The following is a 25,060-nucleotide window of genomic DNA, read 5'->3' on the forward strand; positions in this document are numbered from 1 at the left end:
TGCATCCCCGCTCAGATCGCAGCGAACACGCTTTGATCCCATTGCGTCGCGGCGCGGTACTCGTCCACCGTGCCCGGCCAGTTGTTGATCACCTTGCCTTGCGCGTTCTTGTACCAGCTCGAGCAGCCCGCCGAAAACGCCGAACCGATCATCGCCGATTGCAGTTTGCCGTTGTATTCGTCGAACACGGCCCTGTCGACGTCGACTGCCTTCACGCCGGCCGAAGCCATGCCGCCGATCGCGTCGATGATGTAGTTCTGCTGGATCTCGAGCATCGACACGATGGAGTTGTGGTTCAGGTTCGTGTTCGGACCGTACAGCATGAACATGTTCGGAAAGCCCGGCACGGTCATGCCCAGATAGGCTTCCGGGCCGTCTTCCCACGCCTGGGCCAACGTGCGGTCCGTTCCGCGAACCTGCAGGCTGCCCTGGAAAGCCTGGCTCTCGAATCCGGTTCCGAACACGACCACGTCGAACGGGAGCAGACGGCCGTCCCGGGTCACGATGCCCTCGTCGACGAACGATTCCACCCCCGCCGTCTCCAGCGCGACGTTGTCGCGCATGAGCGCCGGATAGTAGTCGTCCGATCGCAGAATCCGTTTGCACGCGTATTCATAATCCGGCGTCAGCTGCTCGCGCAGTACCGGGTCGGGCACCTGGCGATGAAGGTGTGCCAACGCGAGACTCTTGCCTTCCACCTGTGCGTTGGAACCCATCCGTGTACGCTCGAACCCGGACTCGCGGAATGCGTGCAGCGATTTCCTGCTTTCTTCGAAGAGATGGGGCTCGCGCTCGTAGGTATCGAGTTGCTCCGTCGAGAAGACGATCTGGTTGCGCGGCATGATCCAGTTCGCGCTTCGCTGGAATACCGTCAGGTGATCGACCTTCGGCGCGATGAGCGGCACATACTGCACGGCGCTGGCGGCGTTTCCGATGCTTGCCACACGCTTGCCGCTCAAGTCCACGTCGTGCCGCCACTCGGCGGAGTGGAAATAGTCTCCGTTGAACTCCGCCAGGCCGCGCACCGACGGAATCATCGGACGGTTCAGTTGCCCCCACGCCGGCACAAAGAAGCGAGCGGTCATCCGGGAACCGTCGTTCAGCTCGAACCGCCAGAGGCTTGCGCCTGCATCCCATTCTGCACTGCGAATCTCGCTGTTGAAACGCAGGTGTTCCGTCAGGTCGAACCGCGTGGCAAGCGATTTCAAATAATGCAGCAGCTCGTTCCGGCCGGCATACATGGCGCTCACGCGCAAATGCGGATGGAAGCTGTAGCAGTACAGGTGCGATTCGGTATCGCATGCCGCGCCGGGATACGAATTGTCCAGCCAGACGCCACCGAGATCGGGACGCTTCTCCAGCACGACAAAGTCGTCGATGCCCGCGATTTTCATGCGGGCGGCCATGCCGAGGCCTCCGAAGCCTGCACCCAAGATAACGACCTCGTGGTGCTCAATCCTTTCTACATTGTTCACGGTGCACTCTCTATATCAACGTTACGGCGACTACGGATTTTCCGGCGTCGGTTCAATAGGCCTGTTCATACAAACGCAATGCGTCCGACTCCGTGACAACGACCGGATTGTTCAACAGCAAGCGCTGCTGCTTCATCGCATCTGCCGCCAGGGTTGGCAGGCTCGAATGCGTGACTCCCACGTCGCGGAGACGACGCGGCGCGCCGGATCGGTCCATCAGGTCTTCCATGAATCCGATGAACGCCGCCGTGCGCTCCGTGGCGTCGCCTTTTCCACCCGCGCCTACGACGTCTGCCAGCTCTGAATATTGCGAAGCGGCCGCTGCGGCGTTGAAACGCAGCACGGGTGCGAGCATCAATGCGTTGGACAAGCCATGCGGGATATGGAAATGGCCACCCAACGGATACGCCAGCGCATGGACCGCGGCCACCGGGGCATTGGCGAAGGCCTGCCCGGCCAGCGTGGCGCCCAGCAGCATTGCTTCACGTGCGCGCCGGTCTTCCCCGTTTTCGCAAGCCGGGATCAGGTTGCTCACCAGCAATCGCAATGCCTCACGCGCGAGAGCGTCGGAGATGGCATTCTTCTTGTGCTTGCTGGTATAGGCCTCGATCGCGTGAACCATCGCGTCGATGCCCGTTGCAGCGGTATGGCTGCGTGGCAGACCGACCGTCAGCTCGGCGTCCAGGATCACTTTGTCGGCATACAGCTGACGTGCGACGATTCCCATCTTGGTTGTTTCGTTAACCGAAACGATGGAAATGTTGGTGACTTCCGACCCGGTGCCCGCCGTTGTAGGAATTTGCACCAACGGCAGGCGCGCGCCCCGGACGTTGCCGATTCCGTACATTTCCGCGAGCGACTGCTGCGAGACAGTGAGAACGGCGGCCAGTTTGGCGATGTCCATCGACGAGCCGCCGCCCAGGCCAATGACGATGTCCGCCTCTGCACTGCGCGCGAACTCGACGCAACGCGAGACCACGATCTCCGGCGGGTCGGCCACGACCTCGTCGAAAACCGCCACACGGAATCCCTCAGCCACCAACGACGCTTTCGCCGGCTCCAGCACGCCGGCCTTGTGCAGTCCGGCGTCGGTAACGATCAGGACTTGACGGCGCTCCGTCCATGCCGCCATCACCTGACCCAAGCGGCGCGCACAACCCCATTCCTGGAGAATGGACGGAACAGTTTCGAAGAGCATCGACTGCGGGGAGATTTCCATTGACGTTTCCTTGATGCAGACGTTGGCAGTTAGACCTGGCTGCACATGTACTTGATTTCCAGGTATTCCTCGATGCCATAACGGGAACCCTCCCGGCCAAGGCCCGATTGCTTGACTCCGCCGAACGGCGCGACCTCGTTGGAAATCACGCCGGTATTCAGGCCGACCATGCCATACTCGAGTGCCTCACCCACACGCCAGATGCGGCCGTGGTCGCGTGTATAGAGATAGGCTGCGAGCCCGTACTCGGTGTCGTTGGCCATCGCGATGGCTTCTGCTTCATCCTCGAAGCGGAACACCGGGCCGACGGGCCCGAAGAGTTCCTCGCGTGCGAGACGCATGGCCGGCGTCGCATCGGCAATGACGGTCGGCTCGAAGAACGTGCCCCCAAGCTGATGGCCTTTCCCGCCCGTGACGATTCGTGCGCCCTTGCTTACGGCATCGTCGATCAGCTGATTCAGGTGGTCACAGGCGGACTTCTGGATCAGCGGCCCCTGCTGCACCCCCGGTTCGATGCCGTTTCCTACCTTGAGTGCCTCGACTCGCCGGGCGAGCGCGTCGACGAAGCGGTCGTGAATGCCTGCCTGGACGAGAAAGCGATTGGCGCACACACAGGTCTGGCCGCTATTCCGGTACTTCGACGCCATCGCACCTTCGATCACCGCGTCGAGGTCCGCATCGTCGAACACGATGAAAGGTGCGTTGCCGCCGAGTTCGAGAGAGAGTCGCTTGATCGTCCCGGACGATTGACTCATGAGCACACGGCCGACTTCGGTCGAACCGGTAAACGAAAGCTTGCGCACGATCGGGCTGGCCGTGAGCACCGCGCCGATCTCGCGCGACGGGCCGCACACCACTTGAAGGACACCCGCCGGAATGCCCGCTCGCTCGGCCAGGACGGCAAGCGCAAGCGCCGTCAGCGGCGTCAGGTCCGCCGGGCGCACGATGATGGAGCAACCCGCAGCCAGTGCCGGTGCAACCTTGCGCGTGATCATCGCGGCAGGAAAATTCCACGGCGTGATCGCGGCACACACACCGATCGGCTGACGAATGACGACGATGCGCTTGTCACCTTGCGGGTGAGGAATGACGTCGCCGTATACGCGCTTCGCTTCTTCGGCGAACCACTCCACGAAAGAAGCGGCATACATGATTTCGCCGCGGGCCTCCGCCAGCGGCTTGCCCTGCTCCGACGTCATGATCAATGCGAGGTCGTCGGCATTCGCCACGATCAAGTCGTACCAGGCGCGCAGTATCTTCGCGCGCTCGTGGCTGGTCCGCTTCTGCCAGCCTTGTTGTGCGAGCGACGACGATGCAATGGCTTGCTCCACCGCTGCGGCGCCGAGGCTGGCCACGCGGGCCAGGATGTCACCCGTGGCCGGATTCGTGACGGGAAACGAGCGGCCATCCGTACCCTCCTCCCATCCCGACGCAAGCCACGCACGCGTCTCCAGCAAGGAGCCGTCTCGCAGTTGGGCGCGCAGCGCCGAGGGGTCAATCGCTTGATTCTTCCTGCTGTGCATCTCATCCACGAGCACCGTCTCCAGAAATTCTTGTTTTTTCAACCCAGGCGCTTTAAGCCGACAGGCAAAAACCGCTCGGGCGTCGATACGCAGACGCCTGCTCCATCGCCCAGGATTTCGCCTGACTTCAGGTAGTCGGTGCGGGCCAATGGCTCCGCCACGCGGAAGTCTTCGCAAAACGTTGCCCACCCTGGGAAAGTCCGCGCCTGAGCAGTGACTTCCATTTGGGGATGAAACAGACATGTAGATCACTTGACATGGTCATTTGACCATAAACCATTTTCCGCGGCAACTCAGTAGTTGCACGGGCTGTCGGCGGCTCGTTGGGAGATGGCCACGCAAGGTTGTGACAGTCAGACGAGTGGAACGCTCCGGAGTCCGCACCGGCAAGGAGCGCCCAACGGACGGTGTCGGCGGCGTACTGAGCGAAGGCGACGCTGCCTGCTTTGAGAGGTGGGCGGACATTTGCACGGCGAGTGCGGCGGTTCGATGTCCAGGTGGATCAGATCGCGGGATGGAAGCTGCAGTTGCCGTGCGCGTGCCGAAACGACCGCTCGAGAGATGGCAGCGTATGGCATGACGTCCGCCGCAATCGGGTACGTGCTGGTGAGCGCTCGTGCGCCGCGATCGCATCGTCGATCTCGGCGGCAACCGGCACCAGCCCGCTGGGCGGCCTGATGGGTACGCTGGGCGGCCTGGGCGGCCTGGGCCGGCACGCCAGCGCCTACGGCCTTGGTGTGGATGCGGCGGAAGGCGGGTTCGACTACCGCAGCATGGCCTATCTGGGCGCGTACGGCTTCGGCAACGGCCTGCTGTTCGCGATCGGCCTCGTGATTCCGTTCCTGACGTTCGTCAACGGCACGTGCCTCATCTATCTGCAGACGGTCAGCGGCGTCGATTTCTCCGCGACGGAAGAGCAGCTGAGCCAGCACGTCGCGGACGCGAAACGCCATGCCGAACAGGCACGCGAGCGCGCCGCCGATCACCTCGCGAAAGCACGCGACTCGCACGCCGCCAGCGCAGCGGGCACGGCGTCACTGCCGGCGTCGGATACGGCATCACCCGCCGCGGACGATGCCACGGCGTGCGCGCAGTGCCACAAGCCGATGGCCGCCGACGACCTGTTCTGCGGCGAATGCGGCGCGCGCCGTCACGCGTGACGGCCGCATGACCGCGCATCAACGCGCGGCCCGCGGTCGGGTATCGCCACGGGTCGCGGGTTTCGTGCAAACCACAGGCACTTACCGGCGGCCGAAGTAGCCGTTCCCGGCCTCCGCCGCCGGTTCTCGTACGACTTCAGTTGTTCAATGCGATCGTGAAATACGACACACGATCCGCGCGTGCGATCTGCGCCGATGCGCGCACAGATCGCCCCTTCCGCGCTCAGTACAGCCCGGCGACCGTGCGCGCCGGGAGATCGCGATCGTACGACTCGCCATCGAACGTGCCGCCGCTCAGCCGCCGATGCATCGCACCGGCGCTCGGCAGCCTGTCACGTTCGATCCGCGCGTCCGGATCCCAAAGCCGCGAACGCACGATCGCCTTCGAGCAATGGAAGTAAGCCGCATCGATGTGGATCAGCAGCACCGTGCGCGGCGTTTTCCCTTCGACGGCAAAGCGCACGAGCAGGCCGGGCTCGGCGCTGATCGTCGCGCGCCCATTCACGCGCAACATCTCGCCGACGCCGGGAATCAGGAACAGCAACGATACGCGCGGATCGGCCACGATGTTGCGCAGCGTATCGATCCGGTTGTTGCCCGGCCGATCCGGCAGCGCGAGCGTTTTCGGATCGACGATCGACACGAATCCCGCGCGATCGCCGCGTGGTGAAGCATCGGTGCCGTGCGGCCCGACCGACGACAGCGTGACGAATGGCGACGCACGCACGAACGCCTGATAGTCGTCGTTCAGGTGGTCGATTTCCTTCCGCAGCGCACGTTCGTGCGGGGTCCCGTAGATCGCCTCGAGTTGCGCGATGGTCGTGATCTCGTGATTCACATCAGCATCCTTGCGTCGACGTTGCGGCGCGAGGACGAAACGGGGCGCCGTCCCGCCATCGTATACACGTCGTCCGCTCGCCGCTTACCGGTTCATGCCGTCGCGGTCTCGCTGCGCAGGGCCGGCAATTCCAGATTCGCGCGGAAATCGTCGCCGGGATAGTCGGTATCGATCAGGCCGCGCCTGCGCAATTCCGGCAACAGGCCGTTGAGCAGCAAGTCCTCCTGGTCGGGCTGGCCGAGCCCGTGCAGCGACAGCACGTCGACGAGCCCCGCGCGATAACGCGTTTCGATCGCATCGGCGAGCTGTTCGGGCGTGCCGGCGACGAACCAGTGGCCGGTTTCCTGCGCGCGGATGATCAGTTCGCGCAACGTCAGGCGCTGCCGCGCATAGCCGACGAAGATCGCGACGCGGCCGCGCCGGCGATGCACGCTGTCGATTGCCGGCAGCAGCGATCCCGGCAACGGCTGGTCGAGCGGCAGGTCGCGCAGGTCGACGCCGCCGCCGAGCATGTCGGCGAGCTTCAGCCGGCCCTGCTCGTAATCGATGCGTTCGTGCTTGTCGCGCAGCCGCCGCGCGACGTCGGCGTCGGATTCGCCGATCACCGAGTGGAACGAGTTCATCACGAGCGGCAGCCGCCCCGCCCGGCCGAATGCGGCCGCCTGCCGGTGCAGTTCGTCGACGAACGTGCGTGCATCTTCGAGCGTCGGCTGCGACGTGTAGACGACTTCCGCAAACCGCGCGCCGAGCGTCACGCCGCTCGCCGACTGCCCCGCCTGAAACAGCACGGGGCGCCGCTGCGGCGAAGGCGGCACATTCAGCGGCCCCTGCACCTGGAAGTGCGCGCCACGGTAATCGATCGGCCCGAGCTTGCGCGGATCGACCGACACACCGCCGCTCGGCGTGCGTCGCACCGCGTCGGGATCGTTCGCGTCGAACAGCGCGTTGACGACTTCGACGAATTCGGCCGCGCGCGAATAGCGCTGTTCCGGGTCGGGCAACGCGGTGTCGCCGAAATTTTCCTCGCCGACCGACGACGTCACCGCGTTCCACGCGGCGCGGCCGCCGCTCACGTGATCGAGCGTGCCGATCAGCCGCGCGAGGTTGTACGGGTGGTGATACGTGGTCGACACCGTCGCGACGAGCCCGATCGCCGACGTCGCCTGGCTCAGCGCGGCCAGCGCGACGATCGGCTCCTGGCTGCCGGTGCTGCCGGCGAGCCCGGCCGGATCGGCCTGCAACAGGTCGGCCGTGAAGAGGCCGGTGATCTTCTCGGCTTCCGCCTTGCGCGCGAGCGCCGCCGCGCGACGGATGCCTTGCGCGGCGTCCGCGTCGCCCGGCGCAGCCAGCACGCTCGCGGCGCCGACGAGCGTCTTCAGCCGTCTGCGCGTATCGCTCATGATGTGACTCCGGCATGCACCGCATGTCGATTGGCCGACGCGTTTCGCTCGTTCATCCGTGTTCCCCATGTTTCCGGTCGATCGGCGGACCCGCGCCGGCACCGCGCAGCCAGCGGTGTGCGCCGGGTCGCTCGGCAGGGTCCATGCGCACGCCGCAAGGCGCGCAGCCATCGACCATAACGCAGGCCACCCGGTGGGCCGGAACGAATATTTTCGGCTTTCGATATTCTTCTTGATTGTTTGACCGTGCGAACGGCGTCGAAAAATAATCCGGCATGCCTAACCAGTTGATCGTGCCGCTTCGAACCGCGCCGGTCGCATGCTCATGACGTCCGACGCCCTTCATTCCGCCGCAGCGCTGCCCGCCCTTCCGTTTCGCCTGAGCGTGCTCGACAAGAGCCCCGTCGCACCGGGCGAAACCGCCGCGGACGCACTCGCGCGCAGCGTGTCGCTCGCGCGCTTCGCCGACGATGCGGGTTATCACCGCTACTGGCTCGCCGAGCACCACAACACGGCCGCGCTCGCGTGCCCGTCGCCGGAAATCCTGATCGCGCATGTGCTCGCACACACGCGGCGAATCCGCGTCGGATCGGGCGGCGTGATGCTGCAGCACTACAGCCCGTACAAGATCGCCGAGAACTTCAACCTGCTCGCGACGCTCGCGCCCGATCGAGTCGATCTCGGCATCGGCAAGGCGCCGGGCGGGCTGCCGCTGTCGACGCACGCGCTGCAGGCCGGCTACGGCCCGGCGCGACGCGCGTCGTTCGCCGATCTCGCGGCAGAGTTGAAACGCCATCTGCAAGGCGACGGCACTTCACCGGACCACACGGGGCACGAAGCCGCCACGCTGCACGCGACACCGCTTCCGCCCGCCGCCGCACAGCCGTTCCTGCTCGGCGCGAGCGCCGAAAGCGCGGCGCTGGCGGCGCAGCTCGGCTGGGCGTTCGTCTATGCGTCGCACCTCAATGCCTCCACCGCCGATCTGGAACGCAGCTTCGACGCGTACCGCCACGCATCCGGCGGCCGCACGCCGCTGCTCGCCGTATCCGTGATCGTCGCCGCCACGCGCGACGCCGCCGCCCGGCTCGCGAGCGGGCATCAAGGCTTTCGCGTGCAAGTGGGCGACACGCCGGCGGTCAACGTCGGCAGTCTCGAACAGGCGCACGCGTACATCCGCCAGGCGGGCGACGGCCCGCACCGGATCGACGCGCGCGAGACGCGGATCGTGCACGGCACGCGCGACGACGTGCTGCGCGAACTCGACACGCTGCATCGCCGCTACGGGATCGCGGAATTCGTCGTCGACACGCCGCTTGCCGATGCTGCGCCGAGGATTGCGTCGCTGCGGCTGCTGGCCGGTGCGTCGGCAGACAGCGGCGACCCTGCAGCACGGCAACGAACGACGGAACAACCGTCGCAAACATCGCACGCCTCCGCCGTCGCGCGTCAACCCGACCTCGAAGGCGCCACGCGATGACCGATACGATCCGCATTGCCGGCGCCGACGACGTGCCGGCCCTTTATGCGTTGCTGCAGGACGCGTATGCGCCGCTCGTGCCGCAGGGCGTGCACTTCAACATCATTCGCTCGCCGATCGAGCACGTCGCGCAGACGGTTGCGCGCGAAACGACCTTCGTGCTCGAACGCGCGGACGCCGACGGCCGCCGCGCGCCTGCCGCGACGCTGACCGTACGGTTCCCGTGGGTGGCCGGCGAACGCCACCGCACGCCGTATCCGTTCCTGCACTGGTTCGCGGTCGCCCCCGCATTCAAGCGGCAGGGACTCGGCCTCGCACTGCTCGGCCACGTCGAAACGCAGTTCCTGACCGAACAGGTCAAGGCGCCCGCGACCTATCTCGCGACCGCGACCAATCATCCATGGCTGCAGCCGTACTACGAGCGGCAAGGCTATGTCGCGTTCGACCGTTCGACGAACACGCTCGGCACGCCGCTCGTCTGGCTGAGAAAGATCCTGATTCCGGATCTCTACCGGGAACCGCCGGCCGCAGATGCCGCTGCGGACGCCGGGCGTCTTCGCGCGAGCGCATGACGCTCCACGCGCTCCGTTCCGGTAACCGCGTCGCGCCCGCTTCTCCATGCCCTGTTCCACCCGCAACACCACTCGTGAAGGATTGCCCCGCATGACATTCGCTTTTCCGGATTCCGCTCACCGCGCGTCGCGCCGCACGGCATCGGCCGCGCTGCTGCTCGCACTCGCGTTGCCGCATGCGGCGTTTGCCCAGGGCACGCCCGTCACCGGCGGCACGCTGACCTGGGGCGTCGAAAGCGAGCCGCGCACGCTGAATCCTCAATTGAACGGCCAGGACAAGGTCGAGCTGCTGCTGCGCAACGTGTACGAAAGCCTGCTCGCGCGCAAGCCGGACGGCAGCTTCGTGCCGTGGCTCTCGACCGGCTACAAGGTGTCGGCCGACGGCAAGACCTACACGTTCACGCTGCGCGACGGCGTGAAGTTCAGCGACGGCGCGCCGCTCGACGCGCAGGCCGTCGCGCGCAACTTCCTGAACGCACGCAATCCGGCGTATTCGGGCGGCAGCCAGCTCGCGGGGCAGATCCTGCACGTCGCGGACGTGAAGACGCCGGACGCCCGCACCGTCGTGATCACGCTCGACGCGCCGTATGCGCCGTTCCTGACCTTTGCCGGCCGGTTCGCGCTGCTGTCGCCTAACGCGTTCGACCGGCCGGGCCTGAAGTCGGGCGGCACCGATATCGCCGGCACCGGCCCGTTCATCCTGCGCCGCTACGTGAAGGGGCAGGAAATCGAATTCGCGAAGAACCCCGACTATCGCTGGGCGCCGCCGACGGCGGGCCACCAGGGCCCGGCGTACCTCGACCGGATCGTCTACCGGTTCCTGCCGGAGTCGTCGGTACGCACCGGCGCGCTGCTGTCCGGCCAGGTCGACGTGATCGAGGGTGTATCCGGCAACGACGCGGCGCTGATCCGCAAGAATCCGGACTTCACCTACCAGCACGCGCTGAACACCGGCACGCCGTACTCGCTGTTCCTGAACGTCGGCTACGGCCCCACGCAGGACGTGAAGGTGCGCCGCGCGCTGCTCGAAGGGCTCGACGCGACCGGCATCGTGCAGTCGATCTATCGCGGCGAACGCACACGCGCGTGGGGCATCACGTCGCCGATCGACCCGCTCTACGATGCGCGCATCGAGAAGACCTACGGCAACAACCCGAAGCTCGCCAACCAGTTGCTCGACGAAGCGGGCTGGAGCGCACGCGACAGCGGCGGCTACCGCACGAAAAGCGGCGAGCGCCTGACGATCGCGGTGATCCAGGCGCAGGCAACCGTGCGCGACCAGCGCGACGTGCTGCTGCAGGCGCTGCAGGCCCAGGCGCGGCAGCGGCTCGGCGTCGACCTGAAAATCCAGTACGTCGACGACGGCACGTACGTCGAGGCGCGCAAGACCGGCAAGTTCGGCTCGATCGCGAACTCGAACACGCCGCCGGACGGCATCGACATCGAAGGCCACTACCTGCCCGTCGATCGCGGCGGCGCGCTGAACTACAGCCGCGCGGCGGCGCCGGAACTGACGCGCTGGCTGCAGGCGGCCGCGCGCACGCAGAACCTGGCCGAGCGCAAGACGCTGTACGGCGAGCTGCAGCACTTCGCGATCAACGAGCAGGCATACGCGGTGCCGCTGTACGAGCCAGAGGACCAGATCGCCGCCGCGAAGGCCGTCCAGGGCCTGCGCTTCCGCCCGTTCGCGCAGATGCCCGAGAACCCGTACGACGTGTGGGTGAAGAAGTAAGCGAGTCAGCCACACCGGTCCGCCGCGCGCGGCACCGGCAGGAGAAGCCGAGCATGAACCATCCGAGCGCCGTACCTGTTGCCGTTCACGACGCCGCGTCGCCCACGCCCGCCGCGCCGCCCGCATCGTCACCGGCCGCGTGGCGCCGCTGGCTGCGCTCACCTGTGGCGACGCGGCTCGCCACCGGCGTGCTCGTGCTGTGGGCCGCGGTCACGCTGTCGTTCGCGGCCGTGCATCTCGCGCCTGGCGACATCGTCAGCATCCTGATCGGCGAGCAACTGAGCACACCGCAGATCGAAGCCGCGATCCGCCAGGAATGGGGGCTCGACGAGCCGCTGCCGCTGCAGTACCTGCACTACCTGTGGCGGGTGCTGCACGGCGACTTCGGTCGCTCTTACATCCTGAACACCGACGTCGCGCCGCTCGTGATCGGCCAGCTGGGGCCGACGCTGAAGCTGACGGGCGCGGCGCTCGTCGTGACCCTCGTGTTCGCGGTCGGCCTCGCGGTGCTGACGGCCGGCCGCCGCTGGGCCGGGCGGGCGGCGTCCGGCGTCGAGCTGCTGCTCGCGTCGACGCCGTCGTTCTGGCTCGGGATCATGCTGCTGTTCGTGTTCAGCTTCACGCTGAAGCTGTTCCCGGTCGCCGGCGATCGCGGCTTCGCGTCGCTCGTGCTGCCGGCGCTGTCGCTGGGGCTCGCGCAGGGCGCCGTGATCGGCCGCGTGCTGCGCCAGGGCATCGAGCGCGCGCTCGACGAGCCGTATGCGCTGACGGTGCGCTCGTGGGGCATCGGCGGGCTCGCGCTGCGCGTGCGTCATGCGCTGCGCCACGCGGCGCTGCCGGCCGTCACGCTCGCCGGCTGGCTCGTCGGCGGGCTGCTGAGCGGCGCGGTGATCACCGAGCAGGTATTCGGCCGGCCCGGGCTCGGCAAGATCACCGTCGACGCGGTGCTGTCGAAGGACATGCCGGTGATCCTCGCGATCGCGATCCTGTCGGCGGCGATCTATGTCGCGCTCAGCACCGCCGTCGACCTGCTCTACCTCCTCATCGATCCCCGCCTGCGCGACCGCCGCGCGCGGCATTGAACCGGAGAATCCGATGTCCACGCCCCTCGACCTGTCGTGGCGCCCTCGCGCGCCGCTCGGTGCGGCCGGCTGGCTGCGCCGCCATCCGGGCCTCACGCTTGCCGCCCTCTACCTGCTGCTGAACGCGGTCGCCGTGATCGCTCCCGGCTGGCTCGCGCGCTACGACCCGCTGGCCGCCGATCCGCTGGCCGCGCAGCTCGGCAGCAGCGCCGAACACTGGCTCGGCACCGACCAGCTCGGCCGCGACATCTTCTCGCGGGTCGTCTACGGCGCCCGCTACTCGCTGTCGATCAGCGCGGCGTCGATCGCGGTCGCGACGCTGTTCGGCACCGCGCTCGGCCTGTTCGCGGGCCTCGCGCGCGGCTGGCTCGACGAACTGATCACGCGCTTTCTCGACGTGGTGTCCGCGTTCCCCGACCTGCTGCTCGCGCTGATGCTGATCTCGTTTACCGGCCCGGGCGCCACGAACCTCGTGTTCGCGCTCGGCGTCGCATCGGTGCCGCGTTTCGCGCGCGTGGTGCGCGCGCAGACCTTCGTCGTCGCCGGTTCCGGCTATGTCGAGCAGGCGCGCACGCTCGGCCTCGCGCCGGCGGCGCTGGTGTGGCGCCACGTGCTGCCGCACGCGATCGCGCAGGTGCCGGTGCTCGCGACCGTCGGGCTCGGCACCGCGATCATCGGCGCGTCGGGCCTGAGCTTCCTCGGCATGGGGCCGCAGCCGCCCGCCGCCGAGTGGGGGCTGATGCTCGCCGAGGGCCGCAACTACCTGTACAACGCGTGGTGGATCGCGGTCTGGCCCGGCCTCGCGATCACCGCGGCCGTCGTCGCCGTGAATGCGCTCGGCGGCTACTGGCAGGCCCGCTTCGAACGACGGGAGACAACATGACGACCCTCGCACCGGCACCGCACGTCACGCCCATCGTCCACGTCGAACGCCTGACGATCGGGTTCCGCGGCCCGCGCGGCACGCGGCCCGTCGTCGGGCCGCTCGACCTCGCCGTCCATGCCGGCGAATGCGTCGCGCTCGTCGGCGAGTCGGGCTCCGGCAAGTCGGTCACCGCGCGCAGTCTCGTCGGGCTGAACGGCCCGCACGCCGTGGTCGACGCCGAACGCCTCGAGATCGCCGGCACCGATGCGCGCCGCCATCGCGAACGCGACTGGCGCGCGATTCGCGGCCGCCGGATCGGCTACGTGCTGCAGGACGCGCTCGTGTCGCTCGATCCGCTTTGGCGCGTGCGCGATCTCGTCGCCGAGGCGCTGCACGATACGCGGCGGCACGACGTTCATGCACGCAGCGCCGACTTGCTGCGCGCAGTCGGCATCGACGAGCCGGAGCGGCGCTTGCCGCAGTATCCGCACCAGTTGTCGGGCGGCTTGCGGCAGCGCGTGCTGATCGGCACCGCGCTCGCCGGCGGCGCATCGCTGCTGATCGCCGACGAACCGACCACCGCGCTCGACATGACCGTGCAGCGCCAGATCCTGTCACTGCTGCGCGCGCGCCGCGAGGCCGGCGATGCGTTGCTGCTGATCAGCCACGATCTCGCGGTCGTCGCCGAACTCGCCGATCGCGTGCTCGTGATGCGGGCCGGCCAGGTCGTCGAACAGGGGCCGGCGCGCGACGTACTGACCGCACCCGCACATCCGTACACGCGCCAGTTACTCGCCGCGATTCCGACGCGCGCCTCGCGCGGGTTCCGGCTCGCGACCGATCCGCAAGCCGATGTCGCTTCGGCAGCCGCGCGCATTCCGCTGCCGCCGAAGCGGATCGAGGTCCGCGAGAAAGTGCTCGCCGTCGACGCGGTGACGAAGCGCTACGGCAGCCACGACGCGCCTGTCGCGGTGGACGGCGTGTCGTTCGCGCTGGCGCGCGGCGAGACGCTCGGCATCGTCGGCGAATCCGGCTCCGGGAAATCGACGGTCGCACGGATCGTGCTCGGCCTGCTCGAGCCGGACAGCGGCACCGTCGCACTCGACGGCGCACCGTGGAGCGGCGTGCCCGAAGCCGCACGGCGTGCCCGCCGCGCGCGGCTGCAACTGATCGCGCAGGATCCGTACAGTTCGTTCGACCCGCGCTATTCGGTCGGCCAGATCATCGGCGAGAGTCTCGATGCGATCGGCGTGCGCGGCGACGCGCGCCGCCGCCGCGTGCTGCAGCTGCTCGACGAAGTGCGGCTCGGCGCCGGCTGCATCGACCGCTATCCGCGTGAATTGTCCGGCGGCCAGCGGCAGCGCGTCGCGATCGCGCGCGCGTTCGCGCCGAATCCGGCGCTGCTCGTCGCGGACGAACCCGTCAGCGCGCTCGACGTGTCGATCCAGGCGCAGGTGCTCGACCTGCTCGCCGACCTGCAGGCCGAGCACGGCACCGCGATGCTGTTCATTTCGCACGATCTCGGCGTCGTGCATCACGTCGCCGACCGGATTCTCGTGATGCGGCGCGGCCGCGTGGTCGAGAGCGGCCCGGTCGGAAAAGTGTTCGACGCGCCGTCGCATCCTTACACCGCGTCGCTGCTCGACGCGTTGCCCACGCTGCCCGACGCGCGCCCGTCACCCGCGCACGCCGCGTTCGCATGACCCCCGCCCCCTCTCGTTCCTTCCCGTCATGAGCCAATCGACTTCCGCAACTCGTCGCCAGATCCATCTCGGTGCCATCATCCAGGGCGCATCCGGCAACATGTCCGCGTGGCGGCACCCGGATGCGGTCGCCGACGCAAGCATCAACGTGAACTTCGTGCGCGAACTCGCGCGGCAGGCCGAGGCCGCGAAGTTCGACCTGCTGTTCGTCGCCGACGGCCTGCACATCAACGCGAAATCGATCCCGCACTTCCTGAACCGCTTCGAGCCGCTCACGCTATTGTCCGCGCTCGCGCTCGTCACCGAACGGATCGGCCTGGTCGGTACGCTGTCGACGTCGTACAGCGATCCGTTCACCGTCGCGCGGCAATTCTCGAGCCTCGATCACCTGAGCGACGGCCGGGCCGGCTGGAACGTCGTCACGTCGCCGCTCGAAGGTTCCGCGAAGAATTTCTCGCGCGACAAGCATCCGGAGCACGCGCTGCGCTACCGGATCGCATCGGAATTCCTGACCGTGACGAAGGGGCTGTGGGATTCGTGGGAAGACGACGCGTTCGTGCGCGACAAGACGAGCGGCGTGTTCTTCGATCCGGAAAAACTGCACGCGCTGAATCACGCCGGCGAATTCTTCTCGGTCGCCGGGCCGCTGAACATCGGCCGCTCGCGGCAGGGGCGCCCGATCCTGTTCCAGGCCGGCGCGTCCGATGACGGCAAGGGGGTCGCGGTCGAGCATGCGGATGCGATCTACACGCGCCAGGAGACGATCCCGCTCGCGCAGGCGTTCTATGCGGACGTGCAGAAGCGGCTCGCGGCGCACGGCCGCGCGCCCGACAGCCTGAAGGTGTTCCAGGGCACGAGCGTGATCGTCGCGGCATCGGCCGCCGATGCGGAAGCGCAGTATCAGGAGACGGCGCGGCTCGTGACGATCGACAACGCACTCGACTATCTCGGCCGCTACTTCGATCACCACGACTTTACGCAATACGCGCTCGACGCGCCGTTCCCGGATCTCGGCGAACTCGGCGGCAACCAGTTCCGCAGCACCACCGACACGATCAAGCGCGACGCGGCCGAGCGCGGCCTCACGCTGCGCGAGGTCGCACTCGAGGCGGCCACGCCGCGCCCCGCTTTCGCGGGCACGCCCGAGCAGGTTGCCGACGGGCTGCAGGCGTGGGTCGATGCCCGCGCCACCGACGGCTTCATCGTGCGCGGCGGCACGCCTACCGCATTCGCGGAATTCGCATCGAAGGTCGTGCCGATCCTGCAGGAGCGTGGCGTGTACCGGCGCGATTACGAAGGCGCGACGCTGCGCGAGCATCTCGGGCTCGCGTACCCGGTCAACCGGCACGCGCAAGCGGCCTGAATGCCGGCCGCACGGGGTTTGCGCAGCGGGCAGCCGGCTGCCCGACCAGCCCCGACGATCGCCTTCGGGTAGCGACCGCAAACGGCGGCAGCGGCCCTACCCCTGCCTACACCCTCCCCGCCAGATGAAACCGTGACGCCGGATGCCACAACTGCACCGACGTCGCGACCTGCCCGCCGACCCACGTGCGCCGCCGCAGCAGCAGGCACGGTTCGCCGATTTCCATCACGAGGTGCCGGCGCACCTGCGCATCGGGCTTCTGCGCGTAGATGCGGAATTCCGCACGCTGGATCGGCGCGAGCCGCACCATGTAGTGGTTCGGCGTCTCGACCGTGAAATCCTGCTCGAGGTAGGCGGGAAACAGCGCAGGATTGACGTAGCGATCTTCGAACTGGATCGGCTCGCCCTCCTCGCAATGCACGATGCGCGAATGAAACACCGGCCCCGCACGAAGCCCGAGCGCTTCGATCGCTTCGGGATCGTCGCTGCTTTCGATCATCAGCACGCGTGCACTGTGACGATGGCCGCGCTCGGCGATCTCGTCCGCGATGTTGCGGATCTCGAGCACCGTCGATTCGTAATGACGGCGCTCGACGAAGGTGCCCGCGCCCTGGATGCGGGTCAGCACGCGCTCGGCAGTCAGCTCGCGCAGCGCACGCGACACGGTCATCCGCGCCACGCCGAACTCCTTGACCAGTTCGGCCTCGGTCGGAATCGCGCCGCCGGGCTTCCAGTCCCCGTTCGCGATCCGTTCGACCACGTAGCGCTTGATCTGCTGGTAGGCCGGCAGCGCGCGCGCCGGCACGTCGTCGCCCGGTACGGCCCCCGGCCGGGCAGCCGTGTATCGTTCCGCTTCGTTCATGCGCCCTCGATCGAATGAAGGTTGGATGACCTGCCGGCCCTCGCACCGCCGCTGCGTCACGCCAGCGAAGGCGGTACGCCCGCGACGATGCCAGCCGCGCTCGCGATGTCGTCCGCGAGCGGCCGGTCGTCGTGATACGCCGGCACGCGTTCGCGCACGTAACGCCACAGCGCGTCGGTCGGCGCCGCGCGCGACGCGCCGTTCTCCTGCAGATCGTACGCCTGCGCGGCGGCCAGCAGCTCGATCGCGAGCACGCGTGTGGTGTTCTCGATGATGTCGAGCGCCTTCAGCGCGGCCGGCGTCGCATGGCACAGGTGATCTTCCTGCAGGCCCGACGTGATGCCGCCGTCGAGGCTCGCCGGCGCGGCGAGCCGCTGGTTCTGCGCAACCAGCGCGACCGCGGTGTACTGCGCGATCATGAAACCGGAACACGTGCCGCCCGGCGCCGCGAGAAACGCCGGCAGCCCGCTCACGAGCGGATTGACGAGGCGGTCGAGCCGCCGCTCGGCAATCGCCGCGACCTGCGCCATCGCGGCCGCGAGGCTGTCCATCGCGAGCGCGATGCCGGCGCCGACCGCATGCGCCTGCGAATGGACGGCCGGCGCGTCGGGCGTGCCCGCAACGATCGGATTGTCGGTGACGGACGCGAGCTCGCGGTCGACAACTTCCGCCGTCACCGCCAGCACGTCGCGCGCCGCACCGTGCACGTGCGGAATCGTGCGCAGGCTGAGCGGATCCTGCGTATGCCGTCCGCTCGCCGCGGCGAGCATCGCGCTGTCGGCGAGCATCGCGCGCAGGCGTGCGCCGACGTGCCCGATGCCCGGCGAAATGCGCAGCGCCAGCGACGCCGGATCGAACGCGGCGAGCTGGCCGCCGAGATTCTCGAAACTCGTCGCCGCGATCCAGTCGGCCCAGTCGAGCAGCCGCTCCGCACGCGCCAGCGCGAGCGCGGCGAGCCCCGTCACGCATGGCGTGCCGTTGACGAGGCTCAGCCCCTCCTTCGCACCGAGCGCCAGCGGCTCGCGGCCGATGCGGCGCAGCGCTTCGTCGCCGCGCACGCGTTCGCCGCGATGACGCGCGTGGCCGTGCCCGATACAGACGAGCGCGACGTGCGCCATGTGGGTCAGGTAGCCGACCGAACCGTGCGCCGGCACTTCCGGCAGGCAATCGTGTTCGAGCAGTGCGACCAGTTGGTCGACGATGTCCGCTCGGACACCGGAATGCCCGTGTGCATAGTTGTTGATCGCGGCCGCGATGATCGCGCGCGTTTCCGCCGCACCGAGCGGCGCGCCGACGCCGACCGCGTGGCTCATCAGGATGTTGCGCGACAGCGCGCCCTGCTGGGCCGGCGACACGATCACATCGCACAACGCGCCGACGCCCGTGTTGACGCCATACGCGCGAATGCCGCGTGCGACGATTGCGTCGACGAGTTCGCGCGCCGCGACGACGCGGCCACGTGCGTCGTCGGTCAACGCGAGCGGCGCGCCGGCCGCCACCGCCGCAACCTGCCGCCAGTCGAGCGGCCGTGCCGAACGGAATACGGTCATGGCAGCCTCAGTTCGCGGCGCGGTCATGATGGCTCGACACGAACTGCCGGAAGCGTTCGGAACACTGGCCGCCGAACAGTTCGCCGGGCGTCCCGTCCGCATCGACCTCGCCCTGATGCAGGAACATCACGCGGTTCGACACATGCCGTGCGAAGCCCATTTCGTGCGTGACGACCAGCATCGTGCGCCCTTCCTCCGCGAGCGAGCGCATCACCCGCAACACCTCGCCGACCAGCTCCGGATCGAGCGCCGACGTCGGTTCGTCGAACAGCATCACCTTCGGATGCATCGCGAGCGCGCGTGCGATCGCAACCCGCTGCTGCTGGCCGCCCGACAGGTGCGCCGGATAGTAGCCGCGCTTGTCCGCGAGGCCGACGCGCGCGAGCAGCGCCTCGGCCTCCTCGACCGCTTCCGCGCGACTGCGCTTCTGCACGCGCAGCGGCCCTTCGACGAGATTGTCGAGCACGGTCATGTGCGACCACAGGTTGAAGTTCTGGAACACCATCCCGAGCTGCGAGCGGATGCGATCGACCTGGCGCCGGTCACCCGGATGCAGCTTGCCGTCGCGCGCGCGCTTCATCTTCAGCTCCTCGCCGGCAAGCGCGACCGAGCCGTCGTCGGGCGTTTCGAGCAGGTTCAGGCAGCGCAGGAAGGTACTCTTGCCCGATCCGCTCGCACCGAGGATCGAGATGACGTCGCCTTCATGCGCATCGAGCGAGATGCCCTTCAGCACGTGGTGATCGCCGAACGACTTGTGGATGTTCCTGACCGACAGGGCGACGGGAGCAGCGGTGTTCATCGGATTCTCCTGGAAGGAAGGATGCGGTCAGGATGCGACACGCCGCGCATTGCGTGCGTCGGCGGCACGCGGGCCGGACGGCTTCGGCGCGCGCAGGTGGCCCGACAGCCGCCATTCGAGCGCGCCGAGCAGGCGGACGACGATAAAGTTCAGGCCCAGGTAGATGAGGGCCGCACACACGAACACCTCGGTCGTCCGGTAGGTTTGCTGGATGATCTGCTGTGCGACGCCCGTCACCTCCCACACGGTCACGAGGCTGGCGAGCGCGGTCGACTTGACCAGCAGCACGGCTTCGGTCGAATACGCGGGCAGGCACTGGCGCAGCGCGATCGGGCCGATCACGCGGCGCAGCAGCGCGAAGCCCGACAGGCCGATCGAATAGCCTGCCTCGATCTGCCCGACCGGCACGGCCATCAGCCCGCCGCGCAGGATCTCGGCCGTGTAGCCGGCCGTACACAGCGCGAGCGACAGCACCGCGCACACGTACGGCTCGCGCAGCAGCGGCCACATGAAGCTCTCGCGGATCACGCCGAACTGGCCGAGCCCGTAGTACACGAGGAACATCTGGATCAGCAGCGGCGAGCCGCGAAACACGAGGATGTACGCCCGCGCGAAGCGGTTCGGCAGCCAGCGCGGCGACACGCGCATCGTGACGATCACGAGCGACAGCAGGCCGCCGAGCACCAGCGATGCGAAGAACAGGCCGAGCGTGGTCGGTACCGCCGCGAGCAGCTGGCGCAGCGTGTCGAACAGGAAGTCGAAATCGAGTGACATGTGCGCTCCGTCAGTTGCGTGCGAAGTTGCGGCGGAACGACCGGCCGACGATCGCTTCGGCCCGGTTGAACACGCGGTTCGACAGCCCCGTCATGACCAGGTAGAGCGCGCCGCCCGCGACGAAGAACACGAAATACTGATGGGTCGAATTCGCCGCGATCTGGCTCGTGCGCAGCAGCTCGGCGAGCCCCGTGACCGAGATCAGCGCCGAATCCTTCAGGCTCAGCTGCCACACGTTGCCGATGCCGGGCAACGCGAAGCGCAGGACCTGCGGAATCAGGATACGGCGCAGGACCATGCTGCTCGGCATGCCGATCGAGCGCGCCGCTTCGAGCTCGCCCTTCGACACCGCGAGCACGGCCGCGCGATACACCTCGGCCTGGTACGCACCGGAAATCATCCCCACCGCGAGCGCGCCGATCACGAACGGCGGCACGCCGATGAAGCCTTCCGCGCCGAACCACTGGCCGACGGCCGTGACGAGCGTCGAGCCGCCGAAATAGAACAGGTAGATGACCAGCAGCTCGGGTACGCCGCGAAACACCGTCGTGTACAGGTCGCCGAGCAGGCGGGCGCTGCGGTAGCGCGACAGCTTCGCGGCCGCGATGCCCGCGCCGATCACGGCGCCGACCGCGAGCGCGGCGAGCGTCAGCGCAATCGTCATCAGCGCGGCGAGCAGCAGCACGCTGCCCCAGCCTTCGGTTCCGAAGCCCAGCATTTCAAGGATCGCCATGCGTGCCTCCCGGCAAGCGTTGATAGGATCGGCAGGATGTGCGCCGCCGCGCGCGGCTCATGCCGCTTGCGCGGCGGCGGCCGGACGTGCGCTTACGGCGTGACGTCGGTCTTGAACCACTTGTCGGCGAGCTTCTTCACGGTACCGTCCGCGAGCGCGGCGCCGATCGCCGTATCGAACTTCGTCTTCAGGTCGGCATCCTGCTTGCGGAATGCAAGCCCTTCGCCCGGCCCCCAGATCGGTCCGCCGAGCTTCGGGCCCGCGAGCACGATCGATGCGTTGTCCTTCTTCGCGTTGTTCGCCGCGTAGTAGGTGACATCGTCGAACGACGCGTCGATGCGACCGGCGACGAGGTCGAGATCTCGCTCGGGCGAGGTCTTGTACACGCGGATCGACGCGATGTCCTTGAAGCTGTCGTTGATGAACTTCGTGTAGACGGTGCCCGACTGGATGCCGATCGTCTTGCCCTTCAGCTGCTTGCGCAGCGCGTCGACGGTGGGCTTGTCGGCGTTCGCGTCGCCCGACAGCTTGACGATCGGCGTGCCCGGCGCCGCCTTCGGCAGGATCTTCGTATCGGTGACGGCGAACGTCGCGGGCGTGGCCGCATAAGGACGCGAGAACAGCAGGATCTTCTCGCGCTCCGGCGTAATCGAGATCGCATCCATCAGGACATCGAACTTGCCGGCCTGCAACCCCGGGATCATCCCGTCCCAGTCCTGCGCGACCATGTTGCACTGCACCTTGATGCGCTCGCACACGTTGGCGAGCAGTTCGGGCTCGAAGCCGCCGAGCTTGCCGCCCGGCAGCGTGAGGTTCCACGGCGCGTAGCCGCCTTCGAGCGCCACCGTCACCGTCTTCCATTCCTTCGCCTGCACCGGCGCGGAAAGCGTGGCCGCAACCGCCGCCATGATGCCGATCGTCCTGACTGCCCACTTGATGCGCTTGCCGTTCACGAGATTTCTCCTTGCGTTGAAGTTCGTCATCCCTTCGGTCATGCAAGCGGCCTCAGGAATTTGTCTATACAAGCATGCAAGAAGAAAAATGGAGCGACAAGCGCTGATCAATAAAAACCGGGTAAACGCGGGAAATCCCCTAATTCATGGGCTCTGACGTGCCTCGTGGTGGTGATACGCGGCACGAACATGGTGCATTTCATACGATCTTTCGATCAGGATGACTAGACAAATTCATGATTCGCCTGTTTCGCTAAACAAACTAAAACAACCAGCCGAATCCTGCAGTCATGCCTGCAGGCGTATCGCTCGCAAAAGCATCTTGGAGAAATCGGGCATTCGCGGCAGCAGCGTGCGCCGCCCGTCAGCGTCGCTTGCGAGCGTCCCGGTCAAGCCGGCTCAACGCGTCGAGCCGCTCCGCGATCCTGGCCTCGACGCCGCGCGGCGCCGGCTGGTACCAGGACGGTTCCCGCATGCCGTCCGGCAGGTAGCGTTCGCCTGCCGCGTAGCCGTCACGCTCGTCATGCGGATTCCGGTACGCATGCCCGAGCGCTTGCGTCAATTCGGCGCGCACGTCGCGCAGATGCACCGGCACGTCGCGAGGCTGGTCCTGCCGCACGAACGCCCGCGCCTGCATCAGCGCCATCCCGCCTGCATTGCTTTTCGCCGCGCACGCGAGATACAGCACGGCCTGCGCGAGCGCGAGGTCGCCATCGGGTGCGCCGAGCCGATCGCTGGTCTTGGCCGCATCGTCGGCGATCCGCAGCCCGGTCGGGTCGGCAAGGCCGATATCGTCGTACGCGATCGCGACGATCCGGCGCGCGAGATAGCGGCGGTCGGTGCCGCCGTCCAGCATCCGGCACAGCCAGTACAACGCGGCGTCCGGGTTCGAACCGCGCACCGACTTGTGCAGCGCGGAAATCTGATCGTAGAAGTGCTCGCCACCCTTGTCGAAGCGACGCGCGCCGGTTGTCGTGGCGCGCGCGACGAAGCTGCCGTCGATTGTCGTCACGCCAGCCGATGCAGCCGCTGTCCGAAGTTGTTCGAGCAAATTCAGGAAGCGTCGCGCGTCGCCGTCCGCCTGGTCGATCAGCTTGTCGAGCGCAGCATCGTCGAACGAAAGCGTGCCGAGCGCGGTTTCGTGCGCCCGCGCGAACAGCGCGCGCAACGCGTCGTCGTCCAGCGGCTTCAGCACATAGACGCGTGCACGTGAAAGCAATGCGCGATTGACTTCGAAACTCGGGTTTTCAGTCGTCGCGCCGATGAAGACGACGGCGCCGGACGCGACGGACGGCAAGAGCGCGGCCTGCTGTGTTTCGTTGAAACGGTGGATTTCGTCGACGAACACGATCGTACGGCGCCCCGCTTCGTCGAACACCTGCTGCGCACGAGCCGTAGCGGCGCGAATGTCCTTGACGCCGCCGAGCACCGCGGACAACGCGGCGAACTCGCAGTCGAACGCCTGCGCCGTGAGCCGCGCAAGCGTGGTCTTGCCGACGCCGGGCGGGCCCCAGAAAATCATCGAATGCGGCTGGCCCGATTCGAACGCCCGACGCAGCGGCATGCCCGCGCCGAGCAGATGCGCCTGCCCGATCACGTCGTCGAGCGACGTGGGGCGCAGCGCATCCGCCAGCGGGCGGTGTGGTTCAGCGGAAAACAGGTCGGACATGGGTATGGACGGGCACGCGCTTCCGACGGCACCCGTTGCCGCCGGAAGCGCGGATTATGACAGCGATGCGGCAATGGCGTCGGGTAGCGGTGCGCCCTGGCATGCGAACCGGCCAAGGCCGCTAGCCGCCGGATCCTGCATCACGCGTAGCAGTGCATCGCGACCACGCCATGCTCGACTAGAAACGCTTGTTGATCCCGAGAATCGCGCCGACCGTCGTGCCCGGTACGCCGTACAGCGCATTGTCGATCGACAGGCCGAGGCGCTCGCGGCCGTGATTGTTCGCCGCACCGACCTGCGCGTAAAGCGACGTCGATTTCGACAGGAAGTATCGCGCGGTCAGCGCCGTGACGAGACCATGGTTGGCCGAATCGTGCGGATCCCGGACATACCACACGCCGGAGTTGATATTCAGTTGCGGGAGCACGTAACAGTCGAACCCCACGTTCCATACATTGTTGCCGCCACCGCTCACGGCACCACCGGCGACGGTGGTCGGGACCTTGTAGCTGGTGAACGACCCCTTCGCCGTGAACGAACCGAAGTTGTAGAGCATGCCGATCATGCGCCCGGAGAACGGCTGCTGGAACGTCGTCAATCCGGCGTTGTTCTTTCCTTCGCTCGAGTCATACATCGCCGCATTCACGACCAGCCCCTGATACTGGTAGCGAACACTGACCGAATACTGCAGCCCCGCGCGGAAGTCTCCCGGCATCCCGCCGGGCGCAACCATCACGCTCGTGGAGAAACCGGCGATCCGCGGGCTCGTATAGGTGACGGCATTCGAATTGAACGTGCCGGAGAATATCTGGTCGGCATACACCGAGAACGCCGTGCCGAACTGTCCCGCGTTGCGCGGATCCGACTCATAGATCGCCAGAACGAAAGGCGAATACTGCACGCCGGCCTTCAACTGGCCGAATGCGCCATCGAGCGCGAGCCACGCCTGGCGACCGAAGAAATTGCCGTTGCTGTTGTCGAAACCGCCATTGACGAGGCTGACGCCGCTCTCCAGCTTGAACGACATCTTCAGCCCGCCGCCGAGGTCTTCCCGCCCCTGCAGACCGAAGGCGGACGGCTCCAGCCCCGCGTTGACGAGACTGAACTGCTTGCCAGCATTGCCGTGGGTCGTCGAATCCATTGTCCTGCTCGTGAACAGAAGACCGACATCCAGCGTTCCGTAAAGGGTGACGCTGCTCTGCGCGCATGCGCAGGCAGGCAGCATCGCGATGCCGAACGCGAACAGCTTCTGCGTCGACGAAAAGTGACGATCTCCGAACCGTTTAATCATTTTGATATCCGAAATAAATC

General features: G+C 67.2%; 21 protein-coding genes. 8 read left to right on the top strand and 13 right to left on the bottom strand.

Going from position 1 to position 25,060, the window contains the following annotated elements; translation table 11 throughout:
- Positions 1–11: 11 nt before the first annotated feature.
- The 3 genes from BCO18175_RS32245 to BCO18175_RS32255 are packed head-to-tail and all read right to left on the bottom strand — an operon-like array spanning position 12 to position 4,217.
- A complete protein-coding gene (locus tag BCO18175_RS32245) occupies positions 12–1,475 on the bottom strand; it encodes a flavin-containing monooxygenase (RefSeq protein ID WP_174986932.1) in 1,464 nt (487 codons plus the stop codon).
- A gap of 52 nt (positions 1,476–1,527) precedes the next feature.
- Entirely contained in the window at positions 1,528–2,694 is a 1,167-nt protein-coding gene (locus BCO18175_RS32250) for an iron-containing alcohol dehydrogenase (protein ID WP_174986934.1), read from the bottom strand.
- A gap of 29 nt (positions 2,695–2,723) precedes the next feature.
- The gene (locus BCO18175_RS32255; RefSeq protein WP_174987200.1) at positions 2,724–4,217 is read right to left on the bottom strand and encodes an NAD-dependent succinate-semialdehyde dehydrogenase; all 1,494 of its coding nucleotides are present in this window, start codon (positions 4,215–4,217) and stop codon (positions 2,724–2,726) included.
- Between the two features lie 497 nt (positions 4,218–4,714).
- Here BCO18175_RS32255 and BCO18175_RS32260 point away from each other — a divergent pair, with 497 nt between their 5' ends.
- Positions 4,715–5,377, top strand: a complete 663-nt coding sequence (locus tag BCO18175_RS32260) for a hypothetical protein (RefSeq protein WP_174986936.1) — start codon at positions 4,715–4,717, stop codon at positions 5,375–5,377.
- Positions 5,378–5,600: 223 nt separating this feature from the next.
- Here BCO18175_RS32260 and BCO18175_RS32265 read toward each other — a convergent pair whose 3' ends face one another.
- Together BCO18175_RS32265 and BCO18175_RS32270 are read right to left on the bottom strand one after the other, a co-directional pair.
- Positions 5,601–6,215 carry a pyridoxamine 5'-phosphate oxidase family protein gene (locus BCO18175_RS32265; RefSeq protein WP_174986938.1) on the bottom strand — a complete coding sequence of 205 codons (615 nt, stop codon included), beginning with the start codon at positions 6,213–6,215 and terminating at the stop codon, positions 5,601–5,603.
- 92 nt (positions 6,216–6,307) lie between these two features.
- A complete protein-coding gene (locus BCO18175_RS32270) occupies positions 6,308–7,615 on the bottom strand; it encodes an NtaA/DmoA family FMN-dependent monooxygenase (protein ID WP_174986941.1) in 1,308 nt (435 codons plus the stop codon).
- 325 nt (positions 7,616–7,940) lie between these two features.
- On the opposite strand from BCO18175_RS32270, the gene BCO18175_RS32275 reads away from it, so the two are divergent.
- The 7 genes from BCO18175_RS32275 to BCO18175_RS32305 all read left to right on the top strand — a co-directional run bounded on the left by BCO18175_RS32275 (position 7,941) and on the right by BCO18175_RS32305 (position 16,409).
- Positions 7,941–9,092: an MsnO8 family LLM class oxidoreductase gene (locus BCO18175_RS32275; protein WP_174986943.1), complete on the top strand. Its 1,152-nt coding sequence runs from the start codon at positions 7,941–7,943 to the stop codon at positions 9,090–9,092.
- Positions 9,089–9,664 carry a GNAT family N-acetyltransferase gene (locus BCO18175_RS32280; protein WP_174986946.1) on the top strand — a complete coding sequence of 192 codons (576 nt, stop codon included), beginning with the start codon at positions 9,089–9,091 and terminating at the stop codon, positions 9,662–9,664. Before BCO18175_RS32275 ends, BCO18175_RS32280 begins: the two co-directional genes overlap by 4 nt.
- A 91-nt stretch (positions 9,665–9,755) precedes the next feature.
- Positions 9,756–11,396, top strand: coding sequence for an ABC transporter substrate-binding protein (locus BCO18175_RS32285; RefSeq protein WP_174986948.1), 1,641 nt, complete (start codon positions 9,756–9,758; stop codon positions 11,394–11,396).
- Between the two features lie 53 nt (positions 11,397–11,449).
- Positions 11,450–12,478, top strand: a complete 1,029-nt coding sequence (locus tag BCO18175_RS32290) for an ABC transporter permease (protein ID WP_174986950.1) — start codon at positions 11,450–11,452, stop codon at positions 12,476–12,478.
- Between the two features lie 13 nt (positions 12,479–12,491).
- Positions 12,492–13,361, top strand: a complete 870-nt coding sequence (locus BCO18175_RS32295; protein ID WP_174986952.1) for an ABC transporter permease — start codon at positions 12,492–12,494, stop codon at positions 13,359–13,361.
- Positions 13,358–15,046, top strand: a complete 1,689-nt coding sequence (locus BCO18175_RS32300) for a dipeptide ABC transporter ATP-binding protein (RefSeq protein WP_174986954.1) — start codon at positions 13,358–13,360, stop codon at positions 15,044–15,046. The genes BCO18175_RS32295 and BCO18175_RS32300 overlap by 4 nt, the downstream gene beginning before the upstream one ends.
- A gap of 28 nt (positions 15,047–15,074) precedes the next feature.
- Positions 15,075–16,409: an LLM class flavin-dependent oxidoreductase gene (locus tag BCO18175_RS32305; protein ID WP_174986956.1), complete on the top strand. Its 1,335-nt coding sequence runs from the start codon at positions 15,075–15,077 to the stop codon at positions 16,407–16,409.
- 106 nt (positions 16,410–16,515) lie between these two features.
- Here BCO18175_RS32305 and hutC read toward each other — a convergent pair whose 3' ends face one another.
- The 8 genes from hutC to BCO18175_RS32345 all read right to left on the bottom strand — a co-directional run bounded on the left by hutC (position 16,516) and on the right by BCO18175_RS32345 (position 25,040).
- Positions 16,516–17,271: a histidine utilization repressor gene (hutC, locus tag BCO18175_RS32310; protein WP_089449236.1), complete on the bottom strand. Its 756-nt coding sequence runs from the start codon at positions 17,269–17,271 to the stop codon at positions 16,516–16,518.
- Positions 17,272–17,327: 56 nt separating this feature from the next.
- Entirely contained in the window at positions 17,328–18,821 is a 1,494-nt protein-coding gene (locus tag BCO18175_RS32315; protein WP_174986958.1) for an HAL/PAL/TAL family ammonia-lyase, read from the bottom strand.
- A gap of 7 nt (positions 18,822–18,828) precedes the next feature.
- A complete protein-coding gene (locus tag BCO18175_RS32320; protein ID WP_039353363.1) occupies positions 18,829–19,620 on the bottom strand; it encodes an ABC transporter ATP-binding protein in 792 nt (263 codons plus the stop codon).
- Positions 19,621–19,647: 27 nt separating this feature from the next.
- Positions 19,648–20,394 carry an ABC transporter permease gene (locus BCO18175_RS32325; protein ID WP_174968652.1) on the bottom strand — a complete coding sequence of 249 codons (747 nt, stop codon included), beginning with the start codon at positions 20,392–20,394 and terminating at the stop codon, positions 19,648–19,650.
- A 10-nt stretch (positions 20,395–20,404) separates the two neighbouring features.
- Positions 20,405–21,127 carry an ABC transporter permease gene (locus tag BCO18175_RS32330; protein WP_174986960.1) on the bottom strand — a complete coding sequence of 241 codons (723 nt, stop codon included), beginning with the start codon at positions 21,125–21,127 and terminating at the stop codon, positions 20,405–20,407.
- A gap of 92 nt (positions 21,128–21,219) precedes the next feature.
- Positions 21,220–22,080 carry a transporter substrate-binding domain-containing protein gene (locus BCO18175_RS32335; RefSeq protein ID WP_174987202.1) on the bottom strand — a complete coding sequence of 287 codons (861 nt, stop codon included), beginning with the start codon at positions 22,078–22,080 and terminating at the stop codon, positions 21,220–21,222.
- 364 nt (positions 22,081–22,444) lie between these two features.
- Positions 22,445–23,749 carry a replication-associated recombination protein A gene (locus BCO18175_RS32340; protein WP_174986962.1) on the bottom strand — a complete coding sequence of 435 codons (1,305 nt, stop codon included), beginning with the start codon at positions 23,747–23,749 and terminating at the stop codon, positions 22,445–22,447.
- 178 nt (positions 23,750–23,927) lie between these two features.
- On the bottom strand, positions 23,928–25,040 hold the full coding sequence (locus BCO18175_RS32345; RefSeq protein WP_174986963.1) for a porin: 1,113 nt from the start codon (positions 25,038–25,040) through the stop codon (positions 23,928–23,930).
- Positions 25,041–25,060 lie beyond the last annotated feature (20 nt).

Origin of the sequence: Burkholderia lata (genome assembly GCF_902499335.1) — a bacterium.
GTDB lineage: Bacteria > Pseudomonadota > Gammaproteobacteria > Burkholderiales > Burkholderiaceae > Burkholderia > Burkholderia lata_B.